Origin of the sequence: Aeromonas sp. FDAARGOS 1404 (assembly GCF_019047085.1) — a bacterium.
In the GTDB taxonomy this organism is placed as follows: Bacteria; Pseudomonadota; Gammaproteobacteria; order Enterobacterales; family Aeromonadaceae; genus Aeromonas; species Aeromonas veronii.
The window spans coordinates 1,686,459-1,709,459 of the sequence record NZ_CP077237.1; the positions used below are offsets into that span (position 1 = coordinate 1,686,459).

Consider the following 23,001-nt stretch of genomic DNA (forward strand, 5'->3'; position numbering starts at 1 on the left):
GGCCAAATGGCCAAATATCACATCATTAAATAGGATTTATTTGTCTATTTTAACAATCACAAGTCGAGATTAAGACCGAGATAGAGCAAAAATTTGTCGTCTAACTTGTTGAAATTCAATCCGGTTATCTGCTCTATCCGCCCCAGCCGATAGCGCAGGGTATTGGGGTGAATGAACAAGGCTTCGGCACAGCGATGCAGATCACAATCCTGCAAGAAATAGTGGCGCAGGGTCTTCTGCAGCGCCCCCTTGCCATCTTCCCGGGCCAGTTTCTGCAGCGGTGTGCGCAGCTGATCCGCCTGCCAGGAGTCCGCCAGACTGCCCAGCAGCACCGGCAAACGGTAGTCCTCAAAGAAGTAGACCTGTTTGCGCGGCGCCTGCCGCATGCCACGGCGCAGGGTATCGCGCGCCGTCTGGTAAGAGCGCGCCAGCCCGTCGATCCCGGCGAAGTAATCGCCCACCGCGATATGCACCTTGAAGTGGGGAATTCGCGCCAGCAACTGCTTGATCCGGCTGCGCTCCTGCGCCGATTGCCAGACGCCATCACTCAATTGCGCCGGTTTGAGCACCACTATCTCGTCGAGCCCGTTGATGGCGACCAGATTGTCCCGCTCCGGGTTCTCCAACTGATGAACCAGCTCCCGCAGACGCGCCGGATCCGCTTCCTCCAGCGCCAGCACGGCCACCACCCGAGGCTGGGCCAACTCCAGCCCGAGAAAACGGGCCGCCTGCTGCAATTGATCGACTCGTCCCTCACCACGTATCAGCTGTAACACCAGCTCCTCTTTGTGGCGCTTGTCCCACTGCAACTGCTCGGTGAGCGCCGCCTGCTCCAGGATCAGCTCCGCGGTCATCCGCACCAGCTCGGCGTAAGCACGAACGATGTCCGGATCGCCGGAGATGCCGATCACCCCGATCAGCTCCCCCTGATAGGAGATGGGCAAATTGATGCCGGGTCGCACCCCTTTGAGCTGCAAGGCAGTCGCTTCGCTGATCTCCACCACCCGGTTTTCGGTCAGCGCCAGCACAGCCCCTTCGTGGCGCTGATGAATCCGCTCCGGATTGCCGGACGCAATGATGAGGCCACGTTCGTCCATCACGTTGACCGAGAACGACAGGATCTTCATCGCCCGTGCGACGATCTGGCGGGCAAGATTATCGTTTAGCTGCATAACATCTCCGGACAAGGGGCTGATCTGGCGGCGCCTCCATGGGTCGATTCAGAGCACATGGGCGCAAAGATGCCACATCATCAAGACAAGCGAGAGGGGGATCGCTAGAATAGGCCACTTTACCCGATGTGTGCCCCGCCATGGAGCAGGAATTGCGTGCTTGCACCCGCCTGCCCGTGATGGCCCATCCCTCCGATCTGGACTGTGCTATGGATTATGAATTTCGCCGCGACCCGTTTGGTGGCTATCGCGCCCGGTTCTCCATGGGCCATGAAGCCATCGGTCAGTGGCTGATCGACGAGGTTGGCAAGGATGAAGAGAAGCTCGACGAGCTCTTCTCCATCATTGATCAGCTCTCCAACCGCACCCGAGTCGAATACCGGCTCAACGGCGGTGACTACTCCCTGCTGCTGACCCATGAAGAGGCGGAGGTGAAAGCCAACGCCCTCAATATCGAGCTGGGTGAGGATCTTGACGATCTCGCCTACTACGATGATGAACAGCTGGCCATGTGCGGGCTGGAAGATTTTGCCCAGGTGCTCGGCTCCTGGCGCGCCTTTATCCGTAACGAGGATATGGGCTGATTGACCCAATGTCGGATTACTATGTCGGGCAAATGTGCCCTTTTGCCTAACTCAACAGGATTGACTATGTCTATTTACGATTTTGATGACGAACTGCCGGAAGACGAAGAACAGGAATCCACCAAGAAAGCGGCTGCACCTGCCAAGAAGAAAGGCAAGCAGGTGATGAACACTCAGGTCAACCTGAGCCCGCGCGATGCCAGCCGTCTGAACGGTATGCACGTTGAAGCGATCGCCACGCTGGACGACGTCAGCCTGCCGAAGAACGTCATCTTCAAAGCTGGCCTGATCGCCCTGGGCGAACTGGAAGCCAGCAAGCGCGCCGATATCATCGCCCGCGTGATCGCCGAATCAGGCCGCTAATCGCCCCTGAAGGCATAAAAGAAAGCCGGAGCCACTGCTCCGGCTTTTTGTTTTCCGGCCGTGCACTCTCAACGGCAATCGATCCCCTTTCCGGCTCGGGAGACCAGTTGGTCATAGCGACCATCGGCACGGGCGGCAGCCAGGGCATGATTGAAGCGCTCAAGCAGGTTCGCGGCCTCCGGGTACTGCCGTGAAATGATCAGGTAAAAGGTGTCGCTCTGGCGAAAGTGGGGCAATGCCTGCAGATGGCAGGGGTCGCCAAACAGTTGGCGGCTGGCATCCCGGGTCACCGTCTCGTTCATCGGCAGCAGGTCGATCCGTTTGCGATCCAGCAGTTGCAGACACTGTGCCAGGGTCTTGGGGCGCTGCAGATCCAGCCCGAAACGCTTGATCACCCCGTCGGCATGGCTGGTGCTCCACCCCAGCGGAATACAGACACGCAACCCTTGCCAGCGGCCAGCCTGAATGGCCTCGCTCCCCCGATAGGTGAACCAGGAGAGGCGATCTATATGAATGGGAGCGCTGTAGTGGAAGAGCTTGGCCCGCTCGGCAGTCCAGGCGTAGGGGAAGGTGGCCGCGACCAACCCATTGCGGGTCAACTGATAGCCGCGGGGCCAGGGCAGGTAGTCGACCTGGAGCTCTCGATACCCGGCCTCTTGCAGCAGGGTCGTCACCAGCCGGGTGCTCTCACCGCCTTCAGGCAGGGCCTTGCCGGTATAGGGGGTGAACTCACCGGTCACCAGCAGCAAGGGTGCCGCCTGCAGCCAGACACACCAACAACACAACAACCACAGACAGTGCTTCATCAGCTGCTCTCCCTTTACCCTGTTGATGAGTATAGAGAAGGGATCCGACCACCTCCTGCGCGGTTGTCCTGCTGACGCCCTCTTGTTAAGGTTGCCGCCTGCCTCGATCAAGGAGATCCAATGTTACCCCTTCCCGACTCATTTATCTGGGGCGCGCTGGCGCTGGCCGTGCTGCTTGCCCTCTTCCGCCAGCGTCTTCCCGCCTTGGCCCTGCTGGGACTCTCCCTGCTGCTGGCACTGTGGCTTGACCGAATAACACTACCCGCCCTGCTGGTCTCGGTCGCAGGATTACTGCTGGCGTGGCGTACGCCAACCCTCCCCGCCCGCTGGGCGATGGCGGCCAGAGTGGTGCTGATCCTCTGGGCGATTGCGCTGACCCTGCACCTCATCCCCGGCTTCAACAATCTCAAGGTGCTGGATCAGGCGCTGGCAGGCCCCGCCAGCGTGCCGTTCAACATGTACCTCAATCTGGACAAGCCGCTGCTGCTCTTTGGCTTGCTGCTGGCCTGCCCGATACTGCTGGGCAAGGGGGGCGCAATCCGCTGGCGCCCTTTGGCCCTGTTGCTGCTGCCGCTGGGAGCCCTGCTGGTCATCGCCTGGCAGTTGGGGGCACTGAAACCGGAAGTGGGTCTGCCCCACTGGTGGTGGCTGTTTGCACTCAACAATCTGCTGTTCACCTGCGTGGCGGAAGAGGCGCTGTTTCGTGGCGCGATCCAGCAGGGGCTGACCGAACGTTACCGCCCCTGGATTGGCATCGTCGGGGCCGCGCTACTGTTCGGAGCCATCCACCTGCCCAGTGGCCCACTGCTGGCGCTGTTTGCGACCCTGGCAGGCTGCTGCTACGGCTTGGCATTCCAGCTCAGTGGGCGGCTCTCCGTGGCCATCCTGATCCACTTCGCCTTCAACTTCGCCCATCTGGCGCTCTTCACCTACCCGCTGGCCCACCGCTAACTCCTGAAGGCGCCTGACACGGGCGCCTTCCCTCGCACCTCCCTCTCTCTTTAAGCGTGTTAAGCGTGCTGCCTCGCTCGCTTTACACCTCCAAAAAGCTCCAAACAAAACCAATTCATTTACTTGTAACCAAAATGTAAACAAACTGACCTCTGCATTCGCCATAACAGTCACTTTCCATTGCCCTGCAACCAAAAGGATCCTGTGATGCAGAAAACCCTCAGTTATGCCGCCCTGCTGCTGGTCAGCCAGTTCCCGCAACTGGCTCTGGCCGATACCGATGTCTATCTCACCAACAACAGTCCTGAACCGCTCCAGATCGACATCCGCCAAAGCGGCAGCGGCCAGCTGCAACCCGGCTGTCAGTGGAGCCAGCACCGCACCGAGCTGGGCCCGTGGGAGAGCGCCATGGTACTCAGCTTCAATCGCTATGAGGGGGTAAAAGCGGGCAAAAGCTATCTGTTCGAAACCCGCGTGACCACAGCGAGTGGCGACGTCTATCGGCTCAACCAGCTGATGGAGGGAACCTGGTGGAACACCACCTTGCAGCACGGTGGCGAGACGCCAACCAGTGCATCCGGCTGGCAAAACGACAGGGAGATCCATCGCGTGGCGGGGCCACAAGAGCTGGCCTTTGCCGCCAAGTTCACCGGCCGCTACGACGATCTGCACTATATGATCACGCCACCCCAAAAACGGGAGCAGCCGGAACCGACAGAAAACAGGCTCAAGGTGGCCAGCTACAACGTCTGGGCGCTGCCGGTGATCGCCTCCAGCATCGGTGAGCGGCTGGCTCTGCTGCCAGAGCATCTCAAGGGCTATGACGCCCTGCTGCTGCAAGAGGTATTCGATGGCCGCCGCGAGGGCTTTTTGCAGGCGCTGGCGAAAGAGTATCCCTATCAGACCAAGGTGCTCGACAAGCCCGAGGTCAACGTCCACGACGGCGGCGTGGTGATCGTTAGCCGCTATCCCATAGTGCGGGAGGCACAGCTGGTCTATCCCCAATGCACCGGCACCGACTGCTTCGCCGACAAGGGGGTGATGTACGCCGAGGTGATCAAGGGGGGCAAGGCGTGGCACCTGTTCGCTACCCACACCGCCAGCTTCGACACTGACGAGGCGCGCAAGCTGCGCCAGATCCAGTTCGGTCAGATCCGCTCTCTGGCAGCCAGCCTCAAGATCCCTGCCACGGACACCGTCATCTACGGCGGCGACTTCAACGTCAACAAACGCAAGTTTGCCGATGACTACGCCAACATGCTGGCCAACCTCAATGCCGATGAGCCAGCCTACGGCGGCTATACCGAAGCGACCTTCGATCCCAGGATCAACCCCTATGCCGGCGGGCCGCTCTCGGGCGGAGCCAACGTCGAGTATCTGGACTATCTGGTGGTGAGCCGGGAGTACGGCGCCGTACGCCACAACCTCAACACGGTCTGGATCCCGCGCAGCAGCGATGGCAGCCTCTGGCCCGCCAGCAACCTCTCCGATCACTTCCCGGTCAAGGGAGAGATCAGCCGATGACTCGCCGTTACGGGATACTGGCGCTGGCTATCCTGACCCTTTTGCTGGTGAATCTGGGCTGGCAGGAAGAGTCGTCTTCGATATCGCCAGAACGGTCGACGACTCCCTCTCTGGCCAATATGCAGTTGCCAGCAGAACCGGGGAGCCCGCCTCCCCGCATGCCAAACGCTGAGGGGATAGATGGCAAAAGCAAAGAAGTGCCCAGCAGCTGGCAGGCGATGCCGGATGAACTGATCAACCAGCTTGCCAGCGAGATCAGCGACAGCGAGTTGCCGCTGGGGCAGCGTGTAAGCAATCTGGAAGCAACAGAAGCCAGGTGGCTGAGCGAGGGGGAGAGCCTGATCCTGTTACAAGGGCGCTATGCCCTGGCGCTGGATCAGTTGGCACAGGAGAGCGAGCAGTTACCGCTAGCCGAGCGAATGACCGCCCTCACCCGTTTGCAGGATCGGTGGGCGGCGGATCATCCGGATCTGGCGGTGGATCTGTTCAACCCGGATGCCCGCCTGCAGCAAGCCCGTCAGCTGTGGGGAGATGAGGAGCTGGCCACCCTGGCCCGTCACTTCCTGCCCGCAGAGAAAGTCGAAGCCACGCTGGCGTTTGCCGAGGCGCGCCAGCAGCAGCTCGATCAACGCAGCCGCTACCAGCGAGAGCTGGCCGAGCTGGAGCAGCAACTGGCGGCCAGCCAACAGCAGATGGATCCTGCGCTGTGGCAACAACACAAGGAGGAGGTGTTGAGCCAGTGGCGTCGTGACTTCTTCGCGCGGGAGCAAGGCAAACCCTGAGGTCAGCGCTTGCCCTTGAACTGCTTGACGCTGCGTTTGGCCTGAGTACGGCGATTGGCCTGCTTGTCACGAGGGGGGCGCTTGCCCTCCCCGCTGGCAGGCTGGTCAGTGACCGGGAATCCCGCCAGATCGCCCAACGGCAGCTCGCGGCCGGTCAGGGTGCGGATAGCTTGCAGCATGTCACTCTCGCCATGACAAACCAGCGAGATGGCCAGCCCCTCGCGGCCAGCCCGGGCGGTACGACCGATGCGGTGTACATAGACGGGGGCGCTGGCGGGCAAGTCCAGATTGATCACCACCGGCAGCGCCTCCACATGGATGCCGCGCGCCATCAGGTCGGTGGCCACCAGCACCCGAATTTTGCCCTCTTTGAAATCACCGAGCGCCTGCTCACGTACCGCCTGCTCTTTTTCGCCATGTAGGGCAGCCACAGCGATACCTGCCTTGGCCAGTTTTCTGGCAACCCCGTCGGCATCATCCCGCGCACTGATAAAGACCAGCACCTGCGGCCATGCCTGCTCCTTGAGCAAGCTGATGAGCGCCGGGACCTTGCTGCTCTTGTTGACCAGATAGAGCCGCTCTTCGAGCTCGTTCACCACGCTGTTGAGGGGGTTGGCCTCGATGCGGGTTGGCTCGCGCAGCAAGCCGTTGGCCAGCATCTCCAGCTCGGCAGGCAAGGTGGCGGAGAAGAGCAGGGTCTGGCGATCCGCCGGAATAAAGCCGAGCAGCGCCTTGATGTCGGGAGCAAAGCCCATCTCCAGCAGGCGATCCGCCTCATCCAGCACCAAGAGTTGTAAACCATCCAGCCCCAGCACCTGTTGGGTCAGCAGATCCCGCAACCGCCCCGGCGTGGCGACCAGCAGCTGTGGCCCCTGCGCCAGTTCGGCCTGTTGCCGCTCCTGCGCAACGCCCCCACACAACGTCACGATGCACAATCCCAGCGCCTCGGCACCCTCTTTTAGCGCGGCAGAGACCTGAATCGCCAGCTCGCGGGTCGGCACCAGCACCAGACCCTGCACCTGACTGGAGGCAGGATCCAGCCGTTGCAACAGCGGCAAGCCAAACGCCAGCGTCTTGCCGCTGCCGGTCTGGGCCAGCGCCAGTAGATCCTGCCCCGCCAGCGCCGCCGGAATGGCCAGCTGCTGGATGCGGGTCGGCGTCTGCAAGGTGGCGGGCAAAGAGGCAAGCAGAGCGGGATGGAGGGCAAGTTCGCTAAAGGTCATGGCGCTACGTCAACAAAGAAGTGGGAGGCGAAGTCTAGTGAGCGGGGGCCGAGAAGTAAAACCCTATCCATGATGGTTTGGCCAAGGGGCGCTGACGACGGGCTGACTACACTTTAGCTGACCCATCACCAAGAGAGACCCGCCATGACCAGACACATCCCCCTTCTGCTGCTCGTGGTCACCCTGCTCGGCAGCGCGACTCTCGGCCTGTCGCAGACTCCGGAGAACGACGCCGCCCCCGAGCAGCCTAAACCAGTGCGCATCCTCAATGCCCACCTTGGCGAGCTGCCGGGGCTGATCAATGCCGACAAGACAGGCCCCTTTGTCGACCTGGTGCACGCCATCGATGATCTCTACCCCGATGTGACCATCAAGATCACCATCTACCCCATCGCCCGTGCCATGGCTGGGGTGATCTCCGGCAAGGCTGATCTGGGGCTGCCCGCCATCCGCAACCTCAAGGATATCGATATGCTGGCTTATCGTTTCAGTACCCGCAGTTTTGGCAAGGTTGCCCATGTCATCTACAGCAATACCAATTATCCAGTCACCACGGATATGGCCTACGGCATAGTGCCCACCAAACGGGATCTGCTGATCGAGGCCGTACCCGACTATATGCCCTTCCCGGTGCAGCGCTCGATGAGTATCGAGCAGTCACTGCGCAAGCTCTCACGCGGCCGTATCGACGCCTTTGTCTGGGCACAAGAGGAGGCCGACCTGATGCTCAAGCAGCTGGGGCTGACCAATATCAGGCGAGAATTTTTCGGGGATTTCGAGGATGTCTTCATCATCCAGAAAGGGGCAGCAGGTGATGAGATGGACGAATTTCTCCGCCAAGCCATTGATCAGCTGGCTGCCACCGGCAAACTGGCCGAAATTTACGAGAAGATCCACCGCCCCTATGTGGAGTGGCAACCCTCCCCAACCGCCAAGGCTGAACCGGCGACCACCCCGCCAGCTACGCCCTGAACGGACAATTCCCGCATAAAAAATCCCGCCGAAGCGGGATTTTTTATGGCTTGCAGCCTTACAGCACGGCCAGCGCCGCAGCGTAGTTCGGCTCGTCGGCTACTTCGGCGACCAGCTCGCTGTGCAGCACCTTGTTGTCACCATCCAGCACCACGATGGCGCGAGCGGTCAGACCGACCAGCGGGCCGGAAGAGAAGGCAACGCCGTAATCTTCCATGAAGGCTGCACCGCGCAGGGTGGAGAGGGTCACTACCTTGTCCAGACCTTCGGCGCCGCAGAAGCGGGACTGGGCGAACGGCAGATCGGCGGAGATGCACAGCACGACAGTGTTCTCCAGCGCGCTGGCCTGCTCGTTGAACTTGCGCACAGAGGTCGCGCAGGTCGGGGTATCGACGCTCGGGAAAATGTTCAGGATTTTGCGCTGACCGGCAAAGCTTGCCAAGGTCACGTCGGAGAGATCCTTGGCCACCAGGGAGAAGGGCTTGGCTTGCTCACCGGCGACCGGGAAGTGACCAGCGACGGAGACCGGGTTGCCTTGCAGAGTGACTGAGTTGCTCATGTGTTATGTCCTTTATTGGTGTAGTAAAAATCCGAGTGATCAGTATAGGGGCGGCGGGACCAGACAAACACCCGCGAAGACAAGGGATATAAAGGGGTTGACCTTGGACTTAACACCAAGGTTTAGACTCCTTCTCGGTAATCAGGGATCTCGCAGGGGCGGGATCCATCAAGAGGGACTCATCATGAGCAAATCCTGCTGCAATCATCAGCACGCCGCCCCCATCAAGGCCGTCAGCAAGGCGGCCCCCGGCCAGAGTGAACATCACCACGATAGCCACTGCTGCGACAACACCACGTCCGTCAGTTGCTGTTCAGCCCAGACGCCTCATGAGCACGCATCCCGTGACGGCAATGAATCACCCGGGGATGAAGAGCCTCCCCGAGGAAGTTGCCACGATAAAGCGTGCTGCAGCGCCCCCTTATCGCCAGCTCACGATCATAAGCATGAGCATGAGCACGATATGCCCCCTGCCGACCCGCTGGTTGCGCCGGAGCAAGGTAACAGTCGCCACAGCTGGCAGGTGTTGGGGATGGATTGCCCCAGCTGCGCCCGCAAGATCGAGACCGCCGTCAGCCGGGTGAGCGGCGTGCAACAGGCGCGCGTGCTGTTTGCCACCGAGAAGCTGGTAGTGGATCTGGCACCCGGCCTCTCCCCCGATCCCGTCACCGCCGCCGTGCTGGCCGCCGGTTTCCAGCTCAAGGGGGAAAGTGCTGACAAGCAGGCTGCTGGCCGTAAGCAAGCTTCACAACAGCCCCTGCAAGGCAATCTATTCGGTAACTTTTTGGGCAAATATTGGCAGCCCCTGTCACTGGCCGGTCTGATGCTGGTTGCCGCCCTGCTGCCGAAAGAGTTCGGTCAGCCGCTCTTTACCTTGGCGACCCTCTGGGGGCTGTGGCCTATCTCCCGCAAGGCGTGGGCGCTGACCAAAAGCGGCTCCCCCTTCGCCATCGAGACCCTGATGACGGTCGCTGCCGTGGGGGCCCTGTTCCTCGGTGAAACCGCCGAAGCGGCCATGGTGCTGCTGCTCTTTATGCTGGGTGAACATCTGGAGGCCTACGCCGCCGGACGCGCCCGTGCCGGGGTCACAGCCCTGATGGCGCTGGTGCCTGACAAGGCGCTGCGGATCCGTACCACTGCCGAGGGCGAGGTGCGGGAAGAGGTAGCTGCCGATGAGCTGCGTCCCGGCGATATCATCGAAATCGCCCCGGGTGCCCGTCTACCTGCCGATGCCCGTCTACTCGATGAGCTCGGTGCGTTTGACGAGAGCGCCCTGACCGGTGAATCCATTCCGGTGGAACGCCGTCAGGGTGACAAGGTGCCGGCCGGCAGTCTGGCTGCCGATCGAGTGCTGCGCCTTGAAGTCGTCTCCGAGCCTGGCAACAACGCCATCGACCGCATTCTGCACCTCATCGAGGAGGCCGAAAGCCAGCGCGCGCCCATCGAGCGCTTTATCGACCGCTTCAGCCGCTGGTATACCCCGGCCATGATGCTGGTCGCCCTGCTGGTGGTGCTGGTGCCGCCCCTTGCCTTCGGCCAGAGCTGGGACGAGTGGATCTATCGCGGGCTGGCACTGCTGCTCATCGGCTGCCCCTGCGCGCTGGTCATCTCCACCCCGGCAGCGGTTACCTCGGCACTGGCCGCGGCCACCCGTCAGGGGGCCCTGATCAAGGGTGGTGCCGCACTGGAGCGATTGGCCCATATCGACACCGTCGCCTTTGACAAGACAGGCACTCTGACCCTGGGCAAGCCGCAACTGACCGAACTGGTGAGCCTCAATGGCCAACCGGAGGCCGAGTTGCTGGCGCTGGCGGCTGCCATCGAGCAGGGCTCCCGCCACCCGCTAGCCCGCGCCGTGGTCGCCAACGCGACCGAACAGGGGCTGACTCTGGCGGAGGCCCGAGACTTGCGTGCCCTGCCGGGCATGGGCGTTGAGGGACGCATCAACGGTGAACTGTGGCAACTGCTGGCACCGAGCCGGGTGGCGGCCCTGAATATGGAACAGCAAACCCGGATTGCTTCGCTGGAGCGGCAGGGCAAGACCGTCGTGGTGTTCTGCCGGAGCAGCGGCGACCAGGCGCTGCCGGTCGCCCTGCTGGCGCTGCGGGATCAGATCCGTCCGGAGGCGGCGGCTGCGCTGCAAGAACTCCATCAGCTCGGGCTCAACAGCATCATGTTAACCGGGGATAACCCCCGCGCTGCCGAGGCGATCGCCACCGAGCTGGGCATGGGCTGGCGTGCCGGCCTGCTGCCGGAGAACAAGGTCGAAGAGATCGCCAAGCTCACAAGCACCCGGAAGGTTGCCATGATCGGCGATGGCATCAACGATGCCCCCGCCATGAAGCGGGCCAGTATCGGCATTGCCATGGGGGGCGGCACTGATGTGGCGCTGGAAACCGCCGATGCGGCGCTGACCCACAACCAGCTCGGCGGTATTGCCGCGATGATCCGGCTGTCGCGGGCGGCACTGGCCAATATTCACCAGAATATCGCGCTGGCGCTGGGGCTGAAGGCCATCTTTCTGGTCACCAGTCTGCTCGGCATCACCGGCCTGTGGATTGCGGTGCTGGCCGATACCGGCGCCACCGCGCTGGTGACCGCCAACGCCTTGCGGCTGCTGCGCAAGCGTTAAGCCAGCCAATGGCATCCCAGCCAAAAGCCGTCCCCCAACCGGGACGGCTTTTCTTTTTCCTCTCATTTCTCTCACGGCACCCCGTAAAAGAAAAAGCGCGCCTGCCGGTCGGCAGTCGCGCTTTGCTTACTCTCTCGGAGTTATCCCACCCTTGGCAAGGTGGAATTCAACCCGGGGACGCCGAGCCATCCCCCGGGCTCAATGGGTTTACCTAGGGTGTTGCATCCGCCACGCTGACGCTCAGGGTCGGCTTCTCCTTGTCCATGGCGGTAAAGACAAACTTGTAGTTACCCGCCTTGCTCAGGGTCATACCGACGTCACTCCCCCCTTTGCACAGGGTAAGAGGGGCTGAAATGGTCAGCACATCGCTCGGCGCACACTTGCCGTAGTTGGCGATATTCCAGCTGGCATCGGCGATCTTTAGGGTGGTCTGACCCAATTGGCCATCGGTGACCGGCATGGTCAACCCGTATATGTAGTTGCCATCAAAGCTCATCTGGTTGACCGCATCCCACTGACCCAGGAAACCACGCACAAAAATGCCCATGTTGCCAAACGGTGGCAGGGTGCTCAGGTCGGTCTTCTTGCTGACCGGCAGGCCCGCGCCCTGTGCACCAGACTGCGGCTTGACGAACACGGCGGCAGACCAGGCCCCCAGCGTCAGGGTACCGCCACTGACAGCGGCATCGCGGGCGATGCTGTTGTTGGCGTGGTGAGCAGAGCTCAGTTGCAGACCGCTCAGGTCGATCGGCTGATCGTTACCGTCACGGAAATCGCTGATGCTCTGGCTCTGGTTGCTGGCGTTGATCATCACCACCAGACCGTCGATGGCCGGATCCAGATCCGCCCCGGCACTGACGCCATCATCCACCGTCATGACGATAAGGCCGGGCACCTGATCCGGGCCGGTGTTACGGAAGTCGACCCGCTTGATCACCTCGGCGCCACTGCCCAGACGCAGCAGACGGGAAGAGTTGCGCAGCTCCGCCAGCTCCTGATAGAAGCTCACCATCTGCGCCATCTCGGCCGAGCCAGGCTTGGCATGCTTGCCGAGCACCTGCTCGATCAGCGGATAGTTGTCGCCATCCTTGTCCTTGCGCGGCAACCCCTTGTCGAAGTTGTTGTCACCCAGGGTGTAGTCGACCTTGTTGTACCAGTCGCCCGAGTCATAGCTGTCCCGCTCCATGGATTTGGAACGCAGCAGCTCGACACCGGCGTGGGTGAAGGGAATGCCCTGACCCAGCATGGCAGTCGCCAGCGAGACCCCCTGCATCCGCACCAGATCGGCTCCGGCAGGCGCCTTGTAGATCAGGTTGTCGAACAGGGTCTGGTTGTCGTGCTTGTCGACATAGTTCTGCACTTCCACCGGATCCTGGGCATAACCAGCGCTCTGACCGTTGTAGTCGATTTCGGCGCCTTTCTTCGGCATGCCATCCTTGTCGGTCAGCACGAACTCCTTGAGGTTGCCCGCCATGCCGAGCCGCACCAGATCGGACTGGTGCAAGGCCGTAGCCAGATCCACCTTGCTCATTTCGTTAGGATCGACGAAAGCACCGTTGCCAAAGCCCTGTGTCTTGCGAATGGTATCGCCGCCGTCGAACGGACTGCCGCCGCGCACCGCATCGCGCAAGCGGTCCGAGAAGGAGCCGATACCGGTACCGCCCAGATGCTTCTGGGTCGCCTGCACGAAGCGCTTGTCATCCTGCACTTCGCCGAAGTTCCACCCCTCGCCGTAGAAGTACATCTCGGGATTGACCTTCTTCACCGCGGCCAGCGCCTGCACCATCTGATCTTTCGGATGGTGGCCCATCAGGTCGAAGCGGAAGGCGTCGATCTTGTAGTCGCGCGCCCAGGTGGCCAGAGAGTCATCCATCAGCTTGGCGAACATGGCGTGTTCCGGCGCCGTGTTGGAGCAGCAGGTGGAGTTCTCCACCGAGCCAGTCTCCGGATTGAGGCGCTGATAGTACCAGGGCACTATCTTGTCGAGCACCGACTTGGGGCCGAGCCCGGATTCGTTGGTGTGGTTGTAGACCACGTCCATCACCACGTTCATGCCGATGTTCTGCTTGATGGCCTTGACCATCTCTCGGAACTCCAGAATACGTTTGGTGCCCTCGGCGTTGGTGGCGTAGGAGCCTTCCGGCGTGGTGTAGTGGTAGGGATCATAACCCCAGTTGAAGGAGTCGACGCCGCGCAGATAGCCGGAGAGCTCCTGCACCTGCGGATTATCCTTGCTGTCGCCCCCTTGCAGGTCGGCCAGCACATCTCCCACAGTCTGACCGCCACCGCAATAGCCGCCAAATCTGGATGTTTTCACATCCGGATTGACCTGACAGAGCTTGCTGAAGTCATCGCCGAGATTGGCCACCTTGGCCGGGTCCTCGTTGACGGTGGCGATATCGAACACCGGCAGCAGGTGCAGGTGGCTGACGCCGCTCTTTGCCAGGGATTTCAGATGGTTGACCGGTACAGAGTCGGGCTGGGTCAGGCCGACAAATTTGCCGCGCTTCTCTTCATCGGTGGAGGCATCGTTGCCGGTCAGGTCGCGAACATGGGCCTCATAGATGGTGATATCGGCGGGGTTCTGCTGGCTGTGTGGCGCCTTGAGGCTGTCCCATCCTTCCGGTTTCAGGGCCGGATCGTCGAGATCCACTACCTGACTGAACTCGGAGTTCATCGCCAGGCTCAAGGAGTAGGGATCGGTCACCTCGTAGTGCTCGACCTTGCGGCTCAGCGGGTGGTAAACCTCCATGTCGTAGCGGTAGAACTGGCCGATCAGCTCGCTGCCCCCTTCGTAACTCCAGCTGCCGCTGGCGCTGTCGAAAGTCATGGCCACTTCACCACTCTTCTGGTGGCTGGCGTTGTAGAGGGCCAGCTTGACCGACTTGGCGGTCGGCGCCCAGAGGCGGAAGGTCACCCGGTTGCCCTCTACCACGGCGCCATAGCTCAGCTTGGTCGCCTCGGGAGCATAGAGCGCATCGAGGGCGCCGGCGCTCTGCACCAGGGTGGCTCCTTGCAGGATACCGTCGGCATCGGTGCCGATAGCCACCAGTTCCCCCTTGAGCAGGGGCTTGAGATCTTTACCGGCAGGCAGGGCAAAGGCGGCGGCATCCTTGAGATGCGGATATTTGGCCTGCTGCTCGGCAGTGAGGCTGGTCGCGATCAGGCTGATATAGGGGAAATCGAACACCCCATCGGCATTGGCCTTGATGGTGCCCGAGTCGGTGTAATAGAGGCGAACGTGGGGCTTGTCCTTGCCCCCTTGCCAAATCAGGGTATTACCATCGATCAAATGAGCGCTGGCCCCCGCCACGCCAAAGGCGGCGGTAAAGGCTTCGGCACGGCTGCCAAACAGATCTTTCTTGCCTGCGACGATGGCCACGGTGCGATCCGGGTGCTCACTGAAGCTCACCTTCATATCGCTGCCGGTCAAGTTGGCCAGATCGCCGTTGCGAGCGATAAAGTTGATGCACCCTTCCACATTTTTGAGCGGAACGACCCAGGCCGGACCAAAGCTGTCGGCAGTGGCAGGTGTCTTGCTCTTGTCATCCCACCCGGTATTCAGGCCACTATCAGCCGTTGCCTGGCAGGCGTCGTTGTTCCAAAGGTGCAGGCTGTGGCTGTCAAATGGTGCCTTGGCGCCTTTGGCTGCCGACTGGGTATCCACCAGCGCAATGACCACCTGATTTTCGCCGGCAACCAGCAACTCTTTCGGGGGATCCATCTTGGGCAGACGAGCGACAGGCCCATCGGTGACTTCAGGTGTAGGCGGTGTAGGGGGGACGGGGTTCACACCGGAGGCATCAGAGCTGTTGTCATTACAGCCAGACAAAAGCGCGAGCAGTGAGGCTGTTACCAGCGCCACTTTGGTCTTTTTCATATCCATATTTTTGTAATTCCCGCTGTAGTTAGTCTCGATAGTCGAGCACCCGGTCATTGCCAGGCGGTGCCATATTAATCAGCGGCAATCGATTCAAATGTGAGCGGAAGGGCAAAAAAACCATCCAGTTTCAACAAGATAACGTTTTCAGACTGAAACTTCGATCCGGCTCACAGACCTCGCGGCCATTTGGCCTCATATCTGGAAAACGGCAGTCACGGGGTCAGAAAAGCAATGTCTGATCAAGTGGATAGACAAGGAGTAAACAATGAAACGGATTGAAGAGCAGGCAAGACGACTCGATCAGGAGTATCAGGCGATCGGGCAGCTGTTCGACCAGTTTTGCCAGCAGGCTGGCACCCTGGCCGAGCAGTATCACTTCTTCAACTGGCCCGATTATGAAGACTCGCCCCCGCTGAGCCGCGCCTTCACCCTGCTGGGGGAACCCCGCGAACTGCGGCTGCGCTGTCAGCCCGGCGAGCGCTCCGCCCTCAATGGCCTGATCCAGGTGGTCTCGGAGGATGGCACCATAGATGCCAGCCTCGGGTTTCGCGCCGATGGTCAGCTGCTGCTGGAGTCCGGCAAGCTGCTGGACAACCCGCCACAACTGCTGCTCAAGCTGCTGCTCGGTGCTGTGTGGCAACACAAGCCCCAGGATGAAATCACCGGGCAGCCGCACTGACATCAGAGAGCCAACGGCACTGAAACCAGGGGGCCAAGGGCCCCCGTTATTTATCCTGTTCGCTGGCGATCTCGATGGTCACATGCACCAGCTCTTCATGGATCGCCAGCCGCTCGCGGATCTGCTGCGCTGGTAGCGGATTGACCATCAGCAAAGAGAGCACGCAGGCATACTGCTGCTGCCCCACCCGCCAGACGTGCAGATCGCGGATATCGGTGCCCGGCAACTCGGCGATGACCTCGCGGATCTCCGCCACCAGCGGGGTATCCATCTCGGCATCCAGCAGCACCCGGCCGGAGTCCCGCAACAGACCCCAGGCCCATACCGCCACCAGTCCGGCGCCTACTATGCCCATCAGCGGGTCGAGCCAGTCGGCCCCCCACAACATGCCCCCGACCAGCGCCAGAATCGCCAGCACGGAAGTGGCCGCATCTGCCAGCACGTGGATATAGGCGGCACGCAGATTGAGGTCCTGATGGCCGTGGTGATCGTCATGGTCATGATGATGATCGTGGTCGTGATGTTCATGATGGTGGTCATGCCCATGGTGATGGTGGCCGTGATCATCCTTGAGCAACCAGGCACAGGCGAGGTTCACCAGCAGCCCCACCAGCGCGATAGCGATCGCCTGTTGATAGTGGATCGGGCTGGGATCCAGCAGCCGGAACACCGACTCGAACAGCATCAACCCGGCCACTCCTACCAGCAACAGGGCGCTGGTGAAGCCACCCAGCACCTCGATCTTCCAGGTGCCGAAGCTGAATCTGTGGTCACGGGCGAAATGGCGGGCGGCGCGGTAGGCCAGCACAGAGAGACCGAGCGCCAGTGCGTGGGAGCTCATGTGCCAGCCATCCGCCAACAGCGCCATGGAGTTGTAGAACCAGCCGCCGCCGATCTCTGCCACCATCATGATGACGGTCAGCAATACGGCCCAGCGGGTCTTCTGTTCGGCCAGCGGATTGCCCTCGTGGATGACGGGTTGATGGCAGTGGGATTGAGCAAGGGATGACATGGATTTCTCCTGAGAGCGATGATGCAATATACTATACCCCAGTATAGTTTTATTGATCGAGAGGATCCGTCATGTCCCACACCATTCACGACAAAAAGAAGCTGCTGGCACGGGTGCGCCGCATCAAGGGACAGGCCGGTGCGCTGGAGAGCGCGCTGGAGCAGGAGAGCGAGTGCGCCGCCATTTTGCAGCAGATCGCCGCCATCCGCGGCGCCGTCAACGGACTGATGCTGGAGGTGCTGGAGGGGCACATGCGCGAACACCTGGGCGCCGAAGAGGCGACCCACGCCGAGCGGCTGGAGGATCTGGATCAGGTAGTCAGCGTCCTGCGATCCTATTTGAAGTGAGCAGGATAGCGGCTCCATCCCTTCAGGCTCGACCAGTGTCGGGCTTGAGCCACCGCCAGCTTTGCGCCATGATGTCCAGCCCGGCTGACCGCCGGTTTTACTGGACAGTCAATTTCAAGGATCCCCCATGTTTGAACACGTCGATGCCTATGCTGGCGACCCCATCCTGACGCTAGTCGAGACCTTCCACAAAGACACCCGCGAGCAGAAGGTGAACCTGGGGATCGGCCTCTATTACGACGAGCAGGGGCGCATTCCGCTGCTGCCGTCGGTGCAGCAAGCCGAAGCCCAGCGCGCCGCCGCCTCGGCCCCGCGCCCCTACCAGCCGATGGAAGGCGCCGCCAACTACCGCACCGCGGTGCAGCACCTGCTGTTTGGTGCCGACCATGAAGCGGTCAAGGCGGGACGTATCGCCACCATCCAGACCATCGGTGGCTCCGGCGCGCTGAAGATCGGGGCCGATCTGCTCAAGCGCTACTTCCCGACCTCCGAGGTGTGGGTCAGCAACCCAACCTGGGACAACCACAAGGCGATGTTCGAGGGAGCCGGCATCAAGGTGCACGACTACCCCTACTACGATGCGGCCACTGGCGGCGTGCAGTTCGATGCCATGATCGACTGCCTGAGCAGCCTGCCGGCCAAGAGCATCGTGCTGCTGCACCCCTGCTGCCACAACCCGACCGGGGTGGATCTCTCCCGCGCCCAGTGGGATCGGGTGATCGCGCTGGTGGTCGAGAAGAACCTGATCCCCTTTATGGATATCGCCTATCAGGGCTTCGGTGACGGGCTGGAAGAGGATGCCTACGCCATCCGCGCCATGGTGGCCGCCGGCGTCAGCTTCTTCGTCAGCAACTCGTTTTCCAAGAACCTCTCCTTCTACGGCGAGCGCTGTGGCGGTCTGTCGGTCATCTGCAAGGATGCCGAAGAGGCGAGCCGGGTGCTCGGCCAGATGAAGGCCACCGTGCGCCGCAACTACTCCAGCCCCCCCACCCACGGCGGTCAGATCACCGCGGCAGTGATGAGCCAGCCCGAACTGCACGCCATGTGGGTCGGTGAGGTGACCGAGATGCGCACCCGCATCAAGGGGATGCGCCAGAAGCTCTACGAGGTGTTGAGCGCCAAGGTGCCGGGCCGCGACTTCAGCTACTTCATCAACCAGCGCGGCATGTTCAGCTATACCGGCTTCACCCCGGAGCAGGTTGACAGACTGCGCGAAGAGTTCGCCGTCTATCTGGTGCGCTCCGGCCGCATGTGTGTGGCGGGCCTCAACAGCCGCAACGTCGACTATGTGGCCGACGCCATGGCGGCGGTGCTCAAGGGCTAATCCGTATCAGCCCCGCTTTGGCGGGGCTTTTTGTCTGTTGCGTTCGCGGTCACCTCTTGATGGGTCTGCTCACCCTCCCCCTGCTGTGAGAGAATGCCAGCAGGTCACGTTGAATCTTTCTGATTCCAAGCCTGTTTATCTTCATCAATTTCAGGAGCCACTATGGATCTGATCGCTCTCTCTCGGCTGGGAGGTCGCCATCTGGTCACCCTGCACCTGTTGCTCGACAACCAGAGCGTCACCCGCACCGCCGAGCGACTCTGCACCACCCCTTCCACCGTCAGCAAAACCCTCAACCAACTGCGGGATCTGCTGGGGGATCAACTGCTCTACCGCCAGGGCAACCAGCTGCTGCTCACCCCCATGGCCGAGCGACTGGCTCCCACCCTGCATCGACTACTGGGGGAGCTGAACGGCCTCACTCGCCAGAACACCTTCAACCCCCAACAGTGGCAGGGCAGCTTGCGGCTGGGATTGCGCGAGAGCGTGATGACCTGGCCGGTGGGCCCCATTCTGGGTCAGCTGATGCAGGAGGTACCGGGCATGGTGCCGGAGATCTGGAACAAGGATGAGCAGGGACTGGAGGCGCTGGCAGCGGGTAAACTCGACTTCGTGATCCTGCCCCATGACCAGAGCCAGCCATTGCCACGCCAGCCCGGGCTGGTGTGGGAGACCCTGCGGGAAGAAAAACTGGTCTGCCTGCTGCGCAAAGACCATCCCGCGCTGGCCAAGCCCTGGGATCTCGATGCCTACCTGAGCTGGCGCCATATCGCCATCCGGGATCAGGAGCTGGCCAACCCCTTCTTCGAGCAGAGCCTGGCCCAGCAGCAGGTGCGTCGCCAGATTGGCGCCACCCTGCCCGATTTTGCCAGCGCGGCGGCCCTGCTGCCCCAGACTGATCTGATCCTCACCGCCATCGGTGGCTGGGCGGCCTGCATGGCCAGTCAGCCGGATCTGATGATGCGTCCGGCACCGTTCGATTACGGCAAGGTGAGTCACAGTCTGGTCTGGTATGGTCCGGCCGGTGATGGCTCGGCCCGTCACTGGTTCCGCCAGCGGATCCTGCAACTGGGTCGCGAATTGATTGAGCCCTGAGCCGGACGACAGCGAGAAGAGATGGATGTTTCGCCACGGCGAAACATCCACGGCAATGAGGGATCAGGGACGCTTGGTATAAATGGGACTGGGGAAGGAGGCGACATTGCTGCCCAGATCCGTGATGCGGGCAGCCCCCTGCTTTTTCACCTGATCGATGCGCAGCACCTGATGCATGGGAATAAGAGTCTGGCGCACATCGGCAAATTCGCTCTTGAGCTTCTCGTGACTGGGATCGACGATAAGCGCCGTGTGGTTGTCCCAGACAAAGTCGGCAATTTCGATGAAACCGAACAGCTGGCCCTGATTGACTTCGCGCACATACACTTCGTAGCGCTCGCTGTGGCAAATAAACTGAACCCGATATAACGCCTTGCTTTCACTCATGATTATCTGTCACTGAGGGGTTAAGAAGATGGCCATTATTCTAGCCGCCGTTCTCGCCCCCACCAATAGACAGAAATCACAGTTGCGGCCTTTCCATGCCGCACCTCACACCATGACGGTCACCGGATGACGCAACCACTCAGCCCATCAAGGCAGGCAGTGAGACCGCCCCCAATCCCGCTGCACGCAAACGGCTGGCCAGCTGTTCCAGCTCGGTTTGGTGAGCCTCTGGCCATTGCGCCGCCTCTCCCCGTACCCCATGGTGGCGAAAGCCGTTGAGGCGAATGGGCACAGGCCCAAGCTGCTGCAAGAAGGCGGCAAGATCCTCGTCCAGCTCACCACTCGCATCCAGAAAATCGCTCTTGCCCGGCACATGGAGCAGCCGCAGTTCGGCCAGCTTGCCGTGGCGTGCCAGCAGTTGCAGCGATGCCAGCACCCGCTCGCGACCATAACCGGTCAGAGTGTGATGCACCGAGTCACGCCACCCCTTGAGATCGAGCATGGCGCCGTCGAGCACCGGCAGCAGCCGCTGCCAGCCAGTTTCGGCCAGAGAACCGTTGCTGTCGAGCAGGCAAGTGAGATGGGTCAGATCCGGCGCGCCCTTGATGGCGGCAAACAGCGCAACCACAAAGGGGAGCTGGGTGGTCGCCTCGCCGCCGGAGACGGTAATCCCGCTCAGCAGTGGGCCGTAGCGGCGCAACAGGGCCAGCACGTCGTCCACCGTCATGGTTGTGGTCTTGGGATTGGCACTACGGGGGCAGACATCCAGACAGGCATCGCAATCGGTACAGAGCGCCTCCTGCCAATGAACCTTGCCCTCGCTCATGGTGAGGGCGCCGCTCGGGCAGACCGCAAGGCAGTCACCGCAATCGTCGCACAGCCCTATGGTGTGCGGGTTGTGGCAGCCGGGGCAGCGAAAGTTGCAACCCTGCAGAAACAGCACCAGCCGGTTACCCGGCCCGTCGACACAGGAGAACGGCAGCACCCTGCTTACCAAGGCGCTGCGTGTTGGCAATACATCAGCCATCGGTGCGAACTCAATACTCGCCGATGGTCGATTCGTGGGCGACCACTCGCGGCGCCCTCTGACGAATGGCGGTCACTTCACTCGCCTCGGCACCGAGACAGGTGGTCTGCAAGCGCGACCCCTCCTCTGCGAAGCGGGCCACGTCGCTCTTGCGGATCATATAGCCGGTCACCCGCACCAGATCGCTGTCGGCCACGTTGGCGGTGAACTCGCGCATACCGATAGCGAGCGCCCCTTTGCAGAGCTGCAGCAGTGCCTGCGGGTTCTGACGGATGGTGGGATCCAGCGTCAGGATCTCGCTGATCCCCGAATGGTAATAAGTGTGGTGCGGCGCCAGCGCCAGCACATGGCGGGTCGGATCCGGCTCATGCCCGTAGGGAATGCGCACCCCGGGGGTAACAGCCACATCGATGCTGAGGCCACCTTGCGAATGCAACAAAGCGCGGCCACCCCAGGCATGGGTCTGCGGGGTCGTGGTCACATAGGCGGAGAGCTGGGCCGAGATGCGATAGCCAAGCTGGTTCGCCTCCTCGCCATGGCCGTAGCGATCCGGCAGATTCTCTTTATCCATCAGGATATTGACCGCTTCCGCCATGCCGTAGATGCCAAACATGGGAACGAAACGATCCTCATCCAGCAGCCCCTCCTTGACCAGGAAGCTGTCGAAGAAGCCGGACTCCTTATGCAAGAAAGCAGCCCGCGCTTCGATCAGCTGAGAAGCCAGACGGCAGTAGTGGGGCAGCAGGCAGCCGAGGAAGTCATCGATCCCCTGACACTGCTCGGCGACCCGCTTGAGGGAGATGCGCACCAGGGTATTGGCGCCACCGGCCTGCGGCAGGGCGTTGTAGCAGCTGACGATACCAAAACCACGAGTGTCGAAGGTGTCGCGGTGGATCGGGTAGTTGGCGATGTGCGGCTTGCTGCACTCGGCGATGTTCTTCACCGCCTGCAGCAGCAGGCTGTCCGGGGTCTGCTCCGGATCGTGGAAGAAGGTAAGGTTCGGCGCCACCTGCTTGAGGTCGTTGTCGATGCGCAGGATCAGGCGGCAGATACGGTTGTCATCCGGCCCGATGTTGACGTGCATGAAGGCGTCCGGCAGCACCCGATCCAGATAGACCCAGAACCCCTTCAGCTTGCGATAGAGGGTCTCGTCATCCAGTTCGCCGACAAACGGCAGCAGCAGATGGTCGAGCCGACCCAGCCAGACCGGCATGCCGGTGACGGAGGGGACATGGTGATAGAGGATGCGCAGTGCGTTGAGCGCCTCGTCGAAATCCTGCGGCGCCGCCAGCTCCAGCCAGGCAGAGCCCTGAGTCAGGAATTTTTCATAGTCCGGCAGCACATAACGCGGCTTGTAGGGGGCGTGCCCTTCGAACATGTCGCAGATAAATCCCTGCTCCATCGCCTCGGCGACTGCGGCAGGCAGGTCGGGGTAGGGCAACGCATTCTCGGCGGCCAGCGCCAGCGCGTGGCTCTTCTGGGCGGCGGAGAGATGGGGATCGCGCACGATGCGCTGACAGGCTTCGATCAAAGACATGGGACACTCCTTCACGGACAGAGCCCATATCCTCACCATTTGCAGGCTTTTTTTGAAGTGACATTCACAACAATACGAATGTCTCAAAAAGACATCCGTGAGAGAGGATCACACCCCAAACAGAACGGGGGCCTTGTCTGCC

At 61.4% G+C, this 23,001-nt stretch carries 20 protein-coding genes; 11 read left to right on the forward strand and 9 right to left on the reverse strand.

The genetic code is table 11. The annotated features are described in order from the left end of the window. Positions 1-56: 56 nt before the first annotated feature. Positions 57-1,172, reverse strand: coding sequence for a sugar diacid recognition domain-containing protein (locus I6L34_RS07745; RefSeq protein WP_058056473.1), 1,116 nt, complete (start codon positions 1,170-1,172; stop codon positions 57-59). Between the two features lie 209 nt (positions 1,173-1,381). Here I6L34_RS07745 and I6L34_RS07750 point away from each other — a divergent pair, with 209 nt between their 5' ends. Beyond that, the gene (locus tag I6L34_RS07750; RefSeq protein WP_031227767.1) at positions 1,382-1,756 is read left to right on the forward strand and encodes a YacL family protein; all 375 of its coding nucleotides are present in this window, start codon (positions 1,382-1,384) and stop codon (positions 1,754-1,756) included. A gap of 66 nt (positions 1,757-1,822) precedes the next feature. Beyond that, positions 1,823-2,119 (forward strand): hypothetical protein, encoded by a 297-nt coding sequence (locus I6L34_RS07755; protein ID WP_005340323.1) that lies wholly within the window; start codon positions 1,823-1,825, stop codon positions 2,117-2,119. A 68-nt stretch (positions 2,120-2,187) separates the two neighbouring features. On the opposite strand, the gene I6L34_RS07760 is transcribed toward I6L34_RS07755, so the two are convergent. Further along, a complete protein-coding gene (locus I6L34_RS07760) occupies positions 2,188-2,925 on the reverse strand; it encodes an ABC transporter substrate-binding protein (protein WP_005357922.1) in 738 nt (245 codons plus the stop codon). A 120-nt stretch (positions 2,926-3,045) separates the two neighbouring features. Between I6L34_RS07760 and I6L34_RS07765 the strand changes: the two genes are divergently transcribed. From I6L34_RS07765 to I6L34_RS07775, 3 genes are all read left to right on the forward strand, one after another. Continuing rightward, positions 3,046-3,876, forward strand: a complete 831-nt coding sequence (locus tag I6L34_RS07765) for a CPBP family intramembrane glutamic endopeptidase (RefSeq protein WP_216956412.1) — start codon at positions 3,046-3,048, stop codon at positions 3,874-3,876. Between the two features lie 207 nt (positions 3,877-4,083). Beyond that, a complete protein-coding gene (locus I6L34_RS07770) occupies positions 4,084-5,400 on the forward strand; it encodes a sphingomyelin phosphodiesterase (RefSeq protein ID WP_058056475.1) in 1,317 nt (438 codons plus the stop codon). Then, a complete protein-coding gene (locus I6L34_RS07775; RefSeq protein ID WP_058056476.1) occupies positions 5,397-6,182 on the forward strand; it encodes a hypothetical protein in 786 nt (261 codons plus the stop codon). The genes I6L34_RS07770 and I6L34_RS07775 overlap by 4 nt, the downstream gene beginning before the upstream one ends. 2 nt (positions 6,183-6,184) lie before the next feature. Here the strand turns inward: I6L34_RS07775 and I6L34_RS07780 are convergent, their stop codons facing one another. Beyond that, entirely contained in the window at positions 6,185-7,405 is a 1,221-nt protein-coding gene (locus tag I6L34_RS07780) for a DEAD/DEAH box helicase (protein WP_216956414.1), read from the reverse strand. 144 nt (positions 7,406-7,549) lie between these two features. Between I6L34_RS07780 and I6L34_RS07785 the strand changes: the two genes are divergently transcribed. Next, positions 7,550-8,377: a transporter substrate-binding domain-containing protein gene (locus tag I6L34_RS07785; protein WP_158110501.1), complete on the forward strand. Its 828-nt coding sequence runs from the start codon at positions 7,550-7,552 to the stop codon at positions 8,375-8,377. A gap of 58 nt (positions 8,378-8,435) precedes the next feature. Here the strand turns inward: I6L34_RS07785 and tpx are convergent, their stop codons facing one another. Continuing rightward, positions 8,436-8,936, reverse strand: coding sequence for a thiol peroxidase (gene tpx / locus I6L34_RS07790; protein WP_005341463.1), 501 nt, complete (start codon positions 8,934-8,936; stop codon positions 8,436-8,438). Between the two features lie 184 nt (positions 8,937-9,120). On the opposite strand from tpx, the gene I6L34_RS07795 reads away from it, so the two are divergent. Next, positions 9,121-11,568 (forward strand): zinc/cadmium/mercury/lead-transporting ATPase, encoded by a 2,448-nt coding sequence (locus I6L34_RS07795; RefSeq protein ID WP_058056479.1) that lies wholly within the window; start codon positions 9,121-9,123, stop codon positions 11,566-11,568. 211 nt (positions 11,569-11,779) lie between these two features. Here I6L34_RS07795 and pulA read toward each other — a convergent pair whose 3' ends face one another. Then, positions 11,780-15,454, reverse strand: a complete 3,675-nt coding sequence (gene pulA, locus I6L34_RS07800) for a pullulanase-type alpha-1,6-glucosidase (protein WP_254202943.1) — start codon at positions 15,452-15,454, stop codon at positions 11,780-11,782. A gap of 262 nt (positions 15,455-15,716) precedes the next feature. Between pulA and I6L34_RS07805 the strand changes: the two genes are divergently transcribed. Continuing rightward, positions 15,717-16,130 carry a hypothetical protein gene (locus I6L34_RS07805; RefSeq protein WP_216956421.1) on the forward strand — a complete coding sequence of 138 codons (414 nt, stop codon included), beginning with the start codon at positions 15,717-15,719 and terminating at the stop codon, positions 16,128-16,130. A gap of 46 nt (positions 16,131-16,176) precedes the next feature. Here the strand turns inward: I6L34_RS07805 and dmeF are convergent, their stop codons facing one another. Beyond that, positions 16,177-17,142 (reverse strand): CDF family Co(II)/Ni(II) efflux transporter DmeF, encoded by a 966-nt coding sequence (gene dmeF, locus I6L34_RS07810; protein WP_181269258.1) that lies wholly within the window; start codon positions 17,140-17,142, stop codon positions 16,177-16,179. A gap of 71 nt (positions 17,143-17,213) precedes the next feature. Here dmeF and I6L34_RS07815 point away from each other — a divergent pair, with 71 nt between their 5' ends. From I6L34_RS07815 to I6L34_RS07825, 3 genes are all read left to right on the forward strand, one after another. Then, positions 17,214-17,489: a metal/formaldehyde-sensitive transcriptional repressor gene (locus I6L34_RS07815; RefSeq protein WP_216956424.1), complete on the forward strand. Its 276-nt coding sequence runs from the start codon at positions 17,214-17,216 to the stop codon at positions 17,487-17,489. A 127-nt stretch (positions 17,490-17,616) separates the two neighbouring features. Further along, on the forward strand, positions 17,617-18,813 hold the full coding sequence (locus tag I6L34_RS07820) for an amino acid aminotransferase (protein WP_216956427.1): 1,197 nt from the start codon (positions 17,617-17,619) through the stop codon (positions 18,811-18,813). 162 nt (positions 18,814-18,975) lie between these two features. Beyond that, the gene (locus tag I6L34_RS07825; protein WP_139441934.1) at positions 18,976-19,908 is read left to right on the forward strand and encodes a LysR family transcriptional regulator; all 933 of its coding nucleotides are present in this window, start codon (positions 18,976-18,978) and stop codon (positions 19,906-19,908) included. 63 nt (positions 19,909-19,971) lie between these two features. Here I6L34_RS07825 and I6L34_RS07830 read toward each other — a convergent pair whose 3' ends face one another. The 3 genes from I6L34_RS07830 to I6L34_RS07840 all read right to left on the reverse strand — a co-directional run bounded on the left by I6L34_RS07830 (position 19,972) and on the right by I6L34_RS07840 (position 22,859). Further along, positions 19,972-20,295, reverse strand: coding sequence for a DUF1820 family protein (locus I6L34_RS07830; RefSeq protein WP_005340296.1), 324 nt, complete (start codon positions 20,293-20,295; stop codon positions 19,972-19,974). 139 nt (positions 20,296-20,434) lie between these two features. After that, on the reverse strand, positions 20,435-21,322 hold the full coding sequence (locus I6L34_RS07835; RefSeq protein ID WP_216956431.1) for a YjjW family glycine radical enzyme activase: 888 nt from the start codon (positions 21,320-21,322) through the stop codon (positions 20,435-20,437). Positions 21,323-21,332: 10 nt separating this feature from the next. After that, positions 21,333-22,859: a YjjI family glycine radical enzyme gene (locus tag I6L34_RS07840; RefSeq protein WP_216956434.1), complete on the reverse strand. Its 1,527-nt coding sequence runs from the start codon at positions 22,857-22,859 to the stop codon at positions 21,333-21,335. Positions 22,860-23,001 lie beyond the last annotated feature (142 nt).